This window comes from Nitrospirota bacterium, assembly GCA_020851375.1.
Lineage (GTDB): Bacteria > Nitrospirota > 9FT-COMBO-42-15 > HDB-SIOI813 > HDB-SIOI813 > RBG-16-43-11.
Window position 1 is genome coordinate 80,279 of the sequence record JADZCV010000047.1, and the last position, 12,163, is coordinate 92,441.

At 44.5% G+C, this 12,163-nt stretch carries 8 protein-coding genes; 2 read left to right on the forward strand and 6 right to left on the reverse strand.

The window, feature by feature from the left end; all coding sequences use genetic code 11:
• The first annotated feature begins 9 nt into the window (after positions 1-9).
• Together IT393_11790 and IT393_11795 are read left to right on the forward strand one after the other, a co-directional pair.
• Positions 10-2,712, forward strand: a complete 2,703-nt coding sequence (locus IT393_11790; GenBank protein ID MCC7203326.1) for a cation-transporting P-type ATPase — start codon at positions 10-12, stop codon at positions 2,710-2,712.
• Between the two features lie 161 nt (positions 2,713-2,873).
• A complete protein-coding gene (locus tag IT393_11795; protein MCC7203327.1) occupies positions 2,874-5,270 on the forward strand; it encodes an NAD(P)/FAD-dependent oxidoreductase in 2,397 nt (798 codons plus the stop codon).
• Positions 5,271-5,282: 12 nt separating this feature from the next.
• Here IT393_11795 and IT393_11800 read toward each other — a convergent pair whose 3' ends face one another.
• The 6 genes from IT393_11800 to IT393_11825 all read right to left on the reverse strand — a co-directional run bounded on the left by IT393_11800 (position 5,283) and on the right by IT393_11825 (position 12,023).
• Entirely contained in the window at positions 5,283-6,689 is a 1,407-nt protein-coding gene (locus tag IT393_11800; protein MCC7203328.1) for a HAMP domain-containing protein, read from the reverse strand.
• A 7-nt stretch (positions 6,690-6,696) separates the two neighbouring features.
• The gene (locus tag IT393_11805; protein ID MCC7203329.1) at positions 6,697-7,374 is read right to left on the reverse strand and encodes a response regulator transcription factor; all 678 of its coding nucleotides are present in this window, start codon (positions 7,372-7,374) and stop codon (positions 6,697-6,699) included.
• Positions 7,375-7,586: 212 nt separating this feature from the next.
• Positions 7,587-9,422, reverse strand: coding sequence for a TonB-dependent receptor (locus IT393_11810; GenBank protein MCC7203330.1), 1,836 nt, complete (start codon positions 9,420-9,422; stop codon positions 7,587-7,589).
• Between the two features lie 50 nt (positions 9,423-9,472).
• The gene (locus IT393_11815; GenBank protein ID MCC7203331.1) at positions 9,473-10,171 is read right to left on the reverse strand and encodes an energy transducer TonB; all 699 of its coding nucleotides are present in this window, start codon (positions 10,169-10,171) and stop codon (positions 9,473-9,475) included.
• Positions 10,168-11,001: an ABC transporter ATP-binding protein gene (locus IT393_11820; GenBank protein ID MCC7203332.1), complete on the reverse strand. Its 834-nt coding sequence runs from the start codon at positions 10,999-11,001 to the stop codon at positions 10,168-10,170. The genes IT393_11815 and IT393_11820 overlap by 4 nt, the downstream gene beginning before the upstream one ends.
• Positions 10,998-12,023: an iron ABC transporter permease gene (locus IT393_11825; protein ID MCC7203333.1), complete on the reverse strand. Its 1,026-nt coding sequence runs from the start codon at positions 12,021-12,023 to the stop codon at positions 10,998-11,000. The genes IT393_11820 and IT393_11825 overlap by 4 nt, the downstream gene beginning before the upstream one ends.
• Positions 12,024-12,163 lie beyond the last annotated feature (140 nt).

A 12,163-nucleotide genomic window follows, 5' to 3' on the forward strand; every position in this document is an offset into this window, starting at 1 on the left:
TTACATTTGATGGCAATACAGTCATTAACGTCAGATGAAGTATATAAGGCCCTTCATACCACTCCCTCCGGCCTTGATGAAGATGAGGCGTCCGCGAGGTTAAGGGTATTTGGTTTAAATATGATTCGTGAGACCAGGAAAATGTCCCGGGTTCGCAGAGTTGCAAGACATTTTATAAATCTGTTTGCCCTCCTTTTGTGGGTCGCATCAATCACAGCCTTTACCGGAGAGGTTCTCAAACCTGGTGAAGGTTTCTTTATCCTCGGAATGGCCATAGTTGGTGTTGTTTTTATTAACGGAGTTTTTGCCTTTTATCAGGAGCACAAGGCTGAGAAGGCGTTTGCTGAGTTGAGAAAACTGTTGCCCTACATGGTCACTGTAATCAGGTGCGGCCGGGAAAGGGATTTGACAGCAAGTGAGATAGTTCCAGGAGATGTTGTACTGCTGCATGAAGGAGACAGGGTGCCTGCTGATATAAGGCTATTGGAAGTCTCAGAGATTAAGGTGGACAATTCATCACTTACCGGTGAATCAATACCGGTCAGGAGGGATTCAACAGTCCACCCGGATGTTGAACTGACTGACAGTCAGAACATTGTGTTTGCCGGCACATTGGTTGTACAGGGCAAGGGAAATGGGGTGGTTTTTGCAACCGGCATGAGTACTGAATTCGGAAAGATAGCAAGGCTGACGTCTGAGGTTGAAAGTGGCATGAGTCCGCTGGAACTCGAGATTTTACGAGTAACAAGAACTATTACAGCTATAGCCGTTGGTCTTGGTATTGTCTTCTTTGCGGCAGGTGTATTTCTTGGCAGGGGCTTCTGGGAAAACTTTATATTTGCCCTTGGGATAGTGGTTGCCAATGTTCCGGAAGGTCTGCTTCCGACTGTAACGTTGTCACTGGCTATGGCAAGCCAGCGGATGGCAGGAAAGAAGGCGCTTGTAAAAAAGCTGACGGCAGTGGAGACACTTGGTTCTGTTACTGTTATTTGTACTGATAAGACAGGCACCCTGACCCAGAATGTAATGTCAGTAGTAAATGTATTTGTAAACGGTGTATTAAAGGAAATTAAAAATGGGGATGAGGGTACATGTCCCGATGCCGGGATGCTGCTAAAAGGGAGCGCATTATGCAACGATGCATACTTAAGAGATGGCGTTGTTATCGGCGAACAGACAGAGAAGGCGCTCCTTGAGTTTGCACTGAGGTATATGGACGTTGGTGCATTAAGAAGGGATGAACCAAGACTCGCTGATCATCCCTTTGATCCATTCTGCAAGTGGATGGCGACACTCCACAGGAATGAGTCAGGGACACACATATATGTTAAGGGTGCTCCAGAGGTATTATTGCCAATGTGCACAAATGTGCTTCATGATGGGGATATAGTCGTATTTGATGAGGAAAGGAAGAAGGAGGCTAATGATGCACTCAAAGAGATGACAGGACATGCACTCAGGGTGCTGGCTGTAGCATACAGGGAATGTGGTAAGGATATACAGGGACAACTTCCGGATGACTGGCACGCTGATCGGGAGGAAATTAAGGATCTTGTATTTGCCGGTTTTGCAGGGATAGAAGATCCGCCAAGACCTGAGGTGCCCGATGCGATAAGAAATTGCAGGGAAGCTGGAATTAAGATTGTAATGGTTACTGGAGATAATCCTGAAACAGCACGGGCCATTGGAAGAGAGATAGGGATGTTTCATGAACCCGACATCATTACCGGTGCTGAACTAAGGGGTATGAATCATAAAGATATCATGAACTGCCTTCTCAGGAGTGAGATTGCGTTTGCACGCGTAACTCCGGCTGATAAGATGACTATAGTTTCAGCCCTGAAGGATTTAGGTGAGGTGGTTGCTGTAACAGGAGATGGAGTCAATGATGCACCTGCATTGAAAAGGGCTGATATTGGTGTTGCAATGGGGCTCAGCGGGACAGATGTAGCGAAGGAGGCTGCGGACATAGTACTTCTTGATGATAATTTTGCAACCATTGTGAGTGCGATAGAGGAAGGACGTGCGGTTTTTGAAAATATAAAGAAATTTACGACATATATCCTGAGCAGTAATATCCCTGAAATCATACCATATATAGCTTATATGATTTTTGGTATTCCCCTGCCATTGACGGTTGTGCAGATACTCGCAGTTGACCTTGGAACGGACATGCTTCCTGCACTGGCCCTTGGGGCAGAACCGCCTGAGCCAGGCATATTGAAGAGACCGCCAAGGTCAGTCAGGGAGAGGTTGCTTTCCATGACACTTATTGCGAGGGCATATTTCTTTCTTGGTCCAATAGAAGCAATTGCAGCTATGGCAGGCTTTTTCTGGTTCCTCTCATTAAATGGCTGGCAATGGGGCGACAAGCTTCCCTCGGATTCTATTCTTTATTTACAGGCTACAACTGTATGTTTGACAGGGATTATTGTTACTCAGATTGCAAACGTCTTTGTCTGCCGATCAAGGGTACTTTCCGTGTTTGCCATTTCACTCTGGATTAACAAATTCATCATCGCAGGTGTTGCAGTGGAAGTGGCAATAATCCTGTTTATAGTATATACCCCGCAGGGAAACGTTCTCTTTGGCACGAATCCCCTGCCATTAGCTGTATGGGCATTCCTTTTGCCATTTGCATTTCTACTGCTGGTATTTGAAGAAGCGAGAAAGGCCATTGTCAGGTTTATTGTACCGACTCGTATTTCATAATTGTATTATTATTAACAATAATGTTGCTGCAGTTTAATTATTTATAGAGTCTGCATATCTTCAAAGTCTTTAATACCCTATAATATCATATAGTTAAGTAATTATGGGTGTCTGGCAAGGAATTTGAAATATAATCGTATCAAAGGAGGCACAAGTATCCAATGAGTAAGACAAGGCAATTAGTAGTCATAGGAAATGGTATGAGCGGGATTGCGACTGTTGAGAGTCTTCTGAAAAAGACAAAGGATTTGGATGTTACAGTATTCGGGACAGAGCAATACTTCAATTACAACAGGATACTTCTGTCATCAGTACTTGCAGGAGAGTCAATGCCTGATGACATAATACTTAATCCTCAGGAGTGGTATGTTAAAAATAATATCAAACTTCATACAGGTACTACCATCATTAGAATTGACAGGGACAACAAGACCGTTGTAACAGACAGCGGCGAGTATTTCCCCTACGATACGCTTCTCATAGCAACCGGCAGTCATCCTTTCCTGCCCCCTGTTAAGGGGTTAAGGACAAGCAAGGGAGTTTTGTTGCCCGGTATATTTACCTTTAGAAATCTGGATGATACACAGGCTATGATGGAATGGGGACGCCAGAGCCGTAAAGCTATTGTTATAGGGGGAGGGCTTCTGGGATTAGAGGCAGCCACGGGCCTGGTTAATAATGGACTGGATGTGACAGTGGTTCACCTTATGGACAGACTCATGGAAATGCAGCTGGACTCAGAATCTGCAGGGATTCTGAAGAAGGAGATAACACGGCTCGGGATAAATGTCCTGCTTAACCATAGCGCTGATGAAATAATAACAGACGGGAATGAAATAAAAGGAGTCCGGTTTTCAAATGGGAGTGCCCATGAATCTGATATGGTCGTAATAGCTGCAGGAATAAGGCCGAACACTAAACTCGCGGCAGAATCCGGAATTTCCGTTAATCGCGGAATTGTAGTTGATGATTATATGCAGACAAGCGCACCTGGAATATATGCTGTCGGAGAATGTGTTGAGCACAGGGGAAATATATACGGGATAGTGGCTCCAATTTTTGAGCAGGCTAAGGTTGCAGCCGGTTCCATAATCGGGGATCGCAAAGACATATATAAAGGCTCGGTTATGGCAACAAAGCTTAAAGTTGCTGACATCCCGCTGGCGGCAATAGGCAACATAAAGCAGAGCGCAGGATGCGAGGAGGTCGTCTTCAGTGATGCAGGGGCATCTGTATACAGGAAGCTCGTTATTCAGGGGGGGATTGTTTCAGGCGCCATACTCATGGGGGATATGGAAGGATACGACCGATATCTTAAGCTGATACAGGACCAGGAAGATATATCCCTTCAAAGAAGGACCATCCTGTTTGATCATCCCGAAAAATTCAAGTCAGTTGCCTCAATGCCTGACAATACGACAATATGCGGTTGTATGGGGGTGAGCAAGGGTGAAATAATACAGGCCATAGAGGAACATGGATTGACAAGCATCCAGGGGATTTCTGAGAAAACAAGGGCATGTACATCATGTAAGGGATGCGCCCCGCTTATTGAGCAAATCCTGCAAAATGTCCTGGGTGGAGAATATGTCAGGAATGAAGGCTCGAAGATATTCTGTGACTGTATCCCTCTGACATGGGAAGATATCAAAAAGAAGGTCGCAGAACTTAACATAAAATCTGTCGGCAGGATTCTTCAGATTATGGGAAACGGGCATGGCTGTGCATCATGCCGTCATGGCCTTCATTATATGTTAACAGTATTGTACCTTGATGATTTTGAGAAGGAACCGGATACGATACCTTTAAATGACATGGTCCATGCCAATGTCCAAAAAAATGAGACATTCTCAGTTGTGCCACGGATCTACGGTGGTGTAATTACAACTGATGAGCTCCGGCTCATTGCTGATGTGGCTGACAGATATGAGGTACCGATGGTAAAGATTACCGGCGGGCAGCGAATAGATCTGCTTGGGATAAAAAGGGAACAGCTTCAGTCAGTCTGGTCTGATCTGAATATGCCGTCCGGGCATGCATATACGAAGGCAGTACGTACATGCAAGACCTGCGTCGGAGAGCTGTTTTGCAGATATGGGGTGAAGAATTCTGTTGAGCTCGGCATCAAAATGGAGAAATTCTTCCAGGGGATCCCATGTCCTGGCAAAGTAAAAATGGGGGTATCAGGGTGTCCGCGGAATTGCGTTGAGGTACGGGTAAAGGATATAGGTGTCGTGGGCATTCAGACAGGATGGGAGATTTATGTGGGTGGAAACGGAGGTGTGAAAACCAGGATCGCAGACCTTCTTACCGTAGTTGGGACAGAAGAAGAGGTAATCAACGTTTCTGAGGTTTTTATGCAATACTACAGGGAGAATGCAAGATGGACAGAGAGGACCGGTGACTTTGTAGAGAGGGTTGGTATAGTGCATCTGCGGGAGGTGCTCCTGGAAGATAAGGCGTGCCTGGTTGACAATTTAAGAAGCCGGATGAGGCAGGTTATAGCATCATATAAGGATCCATGGACGGAAGCACGGGAGGAAACTGCTTTATCCTGATAAGTCAGGATATTAAATACTATTGGTATAATCCCTTGGGAGCAGGATCTTAAAGGTGCTGCCCTTTCCATCTGTACTCTCGACCCCTATCTTTCCTCCGTGGGATTCCACGATTGCCCTGACAATGGAAAGACCAAGACCGCTTCCGACTGTCTGTCCGCGGCTTGAATCAACCCTGTAGAAGCGGTCAAATATCTTATTGATCTCTCCTTCAGGTATGCCTATACCCGTATCAGCCACATTAATAAAAACAAATCCATTTGAGTCCCCGAAATTTATGAAGATGGTTCCATCAGGTTTGTTATACTTGATGGCATTCTCAACAATATTGGTGCATGCCTCTGTCAGGCTTTCCCTGTCACCGGTCAGGAAGACGTCACTGCCGGTGCTGTTAATTCTTACATTTCTGCTGGCAGCAGCCGGCTCTACAAGCCTTACAACATCATCAATAATTTCCTTGATATTAATTGTTGACGGTCTGAGATTAACTGTCCTGTTATCCAGCCGGGAAATAGTAAGTATGCGGTCAATAATTTTGCACATCCTGTTAACGGCATCGCTTATTTTACGAAGAACATCTTTGTAGTCCTCAGCAGATCTTTCCCTGCCGAGAGTTACATCGCAGTAGCTCTTTATGATGGAGGTTGGCGTCCTGAGCTCATGAGATGCGTCAGAAAGGAATTGTCTCTGTCTGCCAAAGGAGTGCTCGAGGCGATTGAGCATCTTGTTAAAACTGCCGGCAAGCCCTCTTAACTCAAATACAGATTGTTGTGCATCAATCCTCTTATCGAGTTCCGTTTCAGATATCATGTCAATGCTGTCAGCAAATAATCTTATTGATCTCAACGCCCACCCTGTTATTAAATAAGTTCCTGCTCCGCACAGGAAAAAGATGATCGGATAGGTTATGATTACGATCTTTCTGAATGAACCCAGCATGTGATATGTATTTTGCAGGGTATCTGCAATCTGTATTGTCAACAGCCCCAGCGAGAATTGATAGGAAGAACTGACTACGCGCAACGGGACATTATTTGGGCCTGTTATCATGTCAAATTGTGGTTCAGATAAATTGTAGATGATCGGCAGGGATTCATTGCCGAGACTCAGCGATGGTGAACGGGCAATAATGATTCCATTGGCATCAATTACCTGGTAATAATGCCCTGATAATTTTTCTCCAAAATCCCCTCTTGCGGAACTGGATAATTCAATAAGTTCTACCTGCAATTGACCATGGCTGTCTTCAAGCCCAAGAAGGCTGGCAATGGTGTCCATAGAGGATTTTAAGTGGCTATCGGTTTCGGAGATAACAATGTTTTCCAACCTGTAATACAGGAAGATCTCAAGGGCGGTAAATACTACCGAAAAGACAATCAGGAACCAGATTACTAATTTTAGCCTTATTGAGTTAAACATAGCTGCATCATGCCCGGCTCGATTTAAGCATATACCCTGCCCCGCGGACTGTGTGAATTAATTTTTGCTCCTGGTCTTTATCAATTTTATTGCGAAGGTAATTTATATAAACGTCTACTACATTGGAATCCATGTCAGTATCTTCATTGTATATGTGTTCAACGATATCAGTCCGGCTTACTACGGTGTCTGTGTGATATGCAAGATATTCGAGCAAGGCGTATTCTCTGGCTGAAAGCGTAATCGGCGAGCCTCCTCTTGAGACCTGATGGCTTGAGGTATTGATCTCAAGATCGGCTACCCTGATTACAGATTCTTTGACAGAAGACTGGCGTCTGATGAGTGTACGTATCCTCGCCAGGAGTTCATCAAATATAAAGGGCTTGGTCAGGTAGTCATCAGCCCCTGTGTCAAGTCCCTTGATCTTGTCGAGTATGGCATCTCTTGCAGTCAGAAGGATTACCGGTGTGACAATTCCCTTTTTTCTGATATTGGTGAGCAGAGTCAGGCCGTCAATCTTCGGAAGCATGATGTCGAGGACTATGACATCAGCAGGGTAATTCTCGGCCATATACTGCCCTTCTTCTCCGTCATTAGCCTCATCAACGATATAGCCTGCTTCCTCAAGCCCCTTCTTGATGATAAATGCCAGGTCCTTCTCATCTTCAATTATTAAGATTCTCAACCCGTATCACCCCTTTTGCATCCGGCATTTTGCATATAAAAGCTCAATACATAATATATAATATTACTACAGCAAACGTCCCGGTTACAAGTGTTGCGGCTAATTCAAACAATCCTGCCTGTATATGTGCCTTTCTCATGACGTCCACCTCCTCTTAATGTTACCCCTATTATAGGAAGCGGAAGATTAAAATATAATTAAAACAGCTCAATTTATAAGGTAAATCGTACCCCCCAGTAGGTTGAAAAGCCTGCCGACCCATATCCCAGCGCCTCTTCATACCCCCTGTCAAACAAATTCTCGATCCTGCCGTATAACTCAGTATCTTTCCTGATCTTATAACTTGCAAATACGTTGGTTTTTGAGTATGCCTTGAGTGTCTCGGGTATACCATCAAAATCCGAGTCGAAATCAAGCCTCTTGCCTGTATAAATATACGATACATCAATTACGCTGCGCCTGGACGGTTTAATTGAAAGTGTGGCGCCATACTTGTTCAAAGGCCTCCTCAGGAGATAAGAATTTGTTTTTGTGTCTTCTGTTTCATTGTAAGTATAGTTTCCATTAAGACGTATAGACGGTGACATAATCCAGTCAAAATTAGCCTCAACACCCCTTGATGTTGCCTCTCCAATATTCCGGAGTGTTCCACTCCATTGAATTAAATCCTTAAAGTTATTATCAAAGTATGTCAATGATATCAATAAATTACTGAGGATTGTTTCTTCAAACCCGATTTCCCAGCCACTGTTTTTTTCAGGTTTGAGGTCAGGGTTACCGAATCCAGGCCAAAAAAGGTCATTAAGGGAAGGTCCCTTAAAACCTGTACCATAGTGGGCATACCACTTAAGTTCGCTAGTCTGGTTTACTGATGCCCCTATGCGGTATGTCACAGCACTCTCGTACAGACTGCTCTCATCCCATCTTATTGCGGCAAGAAGGAGCGCGGACGGATTAAGCCTTCTGCTGTCCTGTAAATACAGGGCATTGTTGGAAAGGGATTTTCTGTATGAGCCGCCTGATGAGGCTACTTCTCCGCCCTTATCCTGCCGCTCGTAGCCGAGAGTAAGCCGTTTACCATCAGTGCTTCTAATGTTTATATGCCAGTCAAGGGTTGCTGCATTTGTATTTAGATTGCTGCGGTTGTCAGGCGTGTCCTCGTCAAGCCCTTCAATCCGGTCGCCAGAACCTGATATGGAGATGTTATTGTCCCAGGTATCTGCATGAGAAGAGACCATATTAATCCCGAGGAGGCTCCATCTCCTGTTTGTCCTGTTATTGAGGTCATCACTTGCGGCATAAGTTGTATAGTCGAAACCATCTATTTCAGTCCTTGCTTCAGTTAACTGAGCAATAATGCCTATTGACCTGCCGGCGCGATGAATCCCGATTTTGGAAGAAATAGTCGTATTTTCATAGCTGTCATTTTCTGAGCCGGATGCTATTGTAGAGAAGCCCTCTGTGTCAAGACGTGATGCATTCAGGCTAATATCGTAGAAGTCCTTTTTTATACCGGTGGAAATACTTTCCTTTGTCGTTCCAAAACTGCCAGATTCAAAGGCAACAGTTCCGGCGGTAGAAGTCCCCTTCTTCGTAAATATCTGAATGACGCCCCCCATTGCCTCGGAGCCATACAATGTGCTCATGGGACTGCGTATAATCTCGATCCGTTCAATGTTGTCTATAGACAGGTCTGCAAAATCGAACAGCCCTGTTGTCGGACTGTTAGCCCTGATACCGTCTATCAACACAAGGGTTTGCGAAGAGTTGGCGCCTCTGATATATACAGACGATTGTTTACCGGTGCCGCCTGGTTGTACAACATCAAGCCCTGGGATCTCCCGCAACAAATCAGATACATTCGATATCCCCTTTTCAGAAATGTCTTGTGAAGTTATCAGTGTAACAGCAGCCGGTATTTCTGACCTGAGCATGCCTGTGCTTGTTCCAGTGACAATTATTTCATCTATGCGGACGCTTTCAGCAAAAAGCGTTCCGGGTACTATCATGCAGCTTAATAATGTGAAGATACGAAATACTGTTCTCATCTGATCCTGTCTCCTTTTCCAATAGTGTTTATTGTTATTTGTTTGCTCTCTTATTCAAGCCGGTATGTTATAGGCACTACAACATCAAGCTCCCTTAAATCCTTATGAAGGCCGGTTAACTTTCTTATCATCCCGACTGTTTTTACTGCAGCCTCATCAAGAATCCTTGATCCGGAGGATTTAACAACAGCTATTCCTGACGTTATTCCATCCTGTCCAATATAAAAATTGATGAATACCGTGCCTTCCATGCCTCTTAACCTTGCTATGTCAGGATAGAATTTTAATTTTTCTATCTCTTTTCTGAGATATTCAGCGAGGGCCAGCTTATCATATACTGTATTGATATTGTCGCCTTTGGATTTATTTACTGCATCACAATTGTCAGGACTGTGGCAGCCCTTATTATTAGCCGGGACGTTATCATCTGATGGTTCAGGGGTAATTTTTAAATCTGAAACTTCATTCTGGGAGGAACTCTCCTCAGGAGTGTCATCCTGAACATTTTGGACGATCTGATCGGCAGCAACTCCAGGTTCTGAGGCGGGTTCAGGGTGCTGTTTTGCAGCTTGAGAACTTATATTTGACTGTTTCCGCCCTTCTGCAACATAACCCCAGACAATTGAATCATCAGGACTGGCAACGTCATTCCCAATCATATTATTTGGGATGTATACAATGGCAGCAGCAATTGCCAAATGAGCTGAAAGTGAAATAAAGAGCATTAGTAATATCTTTCTGTTTATCACTGTCCATTACTCCATTTGTCAATCCCGGCATGCTGACATTGTGACCGGACTGGCGGGGTCAGACTAACTCTCGGAGAGCCTGATACTGGATTTTTGTCTACTATTACGCTACAGCCATATACATCAAGGATATTATCCTCAGTTATGACCTCATGAGGTATTCCAATGGCTGTAACCATTCCCCGGTTCATGAGCATTAGTCTGTCGCAATAGTGACTTCCGAGATTCAGGTCATGCAGCGAGACTATGATTGTCAGGTTTCTTTCCATATTCAGCCTTGACAGGAGGTTGAATATGTCTGCCTGATGTCCTATGTCAAGTGATGTTGTTGGTTCATCCATTATCAGTATAGCCGGCTCCTGGGCAAGCCCCCTTGCAATAATAGTCCGTTGTTTTTCGCCGCCGGATATGTCTGTTATTGCCCGGTCTTTTAATTCATCTATTCCTACCCATGTCATGGCGTCCAGGACTACTTTTTTATCATGGGCATCCAAAAAAAACCTCCCTTTTGAATGGGGGTATCGTCCCATTGATACTGTTTCCGCAACTGTATAAGGGAATAGAAATGATGATTCCTGAGGTATATAGGAGACAATTCCAGAGAGCGCATCCCTTTTGATGGCGTTCAAGTCAGTATCTCTCAGGTAAATTTGCCCTGACTGTGGTGTGAGAATCTTTGATATCAGTTTTAGGAGTGAAGACTTGCCTGCGCCGTTAGGACCTATTATTCCGAAGAATTCACCCTCATGAATATTGAATGATATCCCCTCTATTGTCCATTGATCTGAATATTTGAAATACAGGCCTTCAGCCCTGTATGCCGATCTCATACAAGCCTCCTTGTCCTGAGCAGGTACAGAAAGAATGGACCTCCTGAGATCGCAGTTATTATGCCGACAGGTATCTCGGCAGGCGACAACAATGTCCTCGCAACCGTATCAGCAACGGCAAGGAAGACGCCTCCGGCCAGCATGGAAACAGGCAGTATGAATCTGTAGTCATATCCAGCCAGCAGTCTTACTGAATGCGGGATCATTATTCCGATAAAGCTTATGGGTCCGCAAATTGCAACTGAGGCGGCAACGAGCACCGCCCCTCCGGATAAAATAAGTTTTCTTGTTCTATCAACATCCAGTCCAAGGGCAGATGCTGTTTCATCATCCATCGTAAGGATGTTTAATGCCTTTGCCTGAGAGAATAATATGGCTGCCCCTATCAGATAAAAGATAAAAGAAGCCAGTAAAGTTGGATAAGATGGCGAGCTTAAGTAACCCAATAACCAGAAAAAAATCTTATAGAGATTAAATGAGCGGCTGATTGAAACAATCAGCAGGATGGCTGCGAATATTATCGTGTTAACCATCACGCCTGAAAGGAGCATTGTATGGGGCGGGATCTTTTTTCCAATCGTGCCAAGTTTGTATACGATATAAAGCGTCAGCATTGCCCCGGCAAACGCAAAGACAATTGTTGCCGATATGCCGGCCATGCTTATGGTTATGCCTGAATAAAGGGCTACGATTACACCAAGCGCTGCTCCGCTTGATATCCCCAGGACATAAGGGTCGGCAAGCGGGTTTTTAAGAATTGCCTGAAAACCGGCGCCGGCTGACGCAAGTGCGCCTCCTGTAATCATAGCAAGAATGATTCGCGGCAGTCTGACCTGAAAAAGTATTGTCCTGACTGTTTCTGACTCAATATTGCCGGTAAGAAAAGACTTTATTCCTCTAAGTGCATCAATTGGTCCTAGTGCATCGGAGCCAAATAATAACAATGAGAGCAATACAAGAAGGGATATAAGTGATAAGAGGATTAACGAAGATAGCCATTGTCTTAGTGTTAATGTCTGCATGGAAATAATTTAAGGTCCTTCCGGGTTTAGCGTGGGTATAGGTCAAGACCGCCACAGAAAAAGTAGATAGCCGTCTTGAAATGTTCCTTATTCCGATAGCCACAAGCCCGGCGTTTAATGGACATGATTTTGCTGTTTAA

Bases quoted from the DNA above. Each gene is read 5' to 3' on its own strand.
- IT393_11790 (MCC7203326.1), top strand. From the start codon at position 10: ATGGCAATACAGTCATTAACGTCAGATGAAGTATATAAGGCCCTTCAT.
- IT393_11795 (MCC7203327.1), top strand. From the start codon at position 2,874: ATGAGTAAGACAAGGCAATTAGTAGTCATAGGAAATGGTATGAGCGGG.
- IT393_11800 (MCC7203328.1), bottom strand. From the start codon at position 6,689: ATGTTTAACTCAATAAGGCTAAAATTAGTAATCTGGTTCCTGATTGTC.
- IT393_11810 (MCC7203330.1), bottom strand. From the start codon at position 9,422: ATGAGAACAGTATTTCGTATCTTCACATTATTAAGCTGCATGATAGTA.
- IT393_11820 (MCC7203332.1), bottom strand. From the start codon at position 11,001: ATGAGATCGGCATACAGGGCTGAAGGCCTGTATTTCAAATATTCAGAT.
- IT393_11825 (MCC7203333.1), bottom strand. From the start codon at position 12,023: ATGCAGACATTAACACTAAGACAATGGCTATCTTCGTTAATCCTCTTA.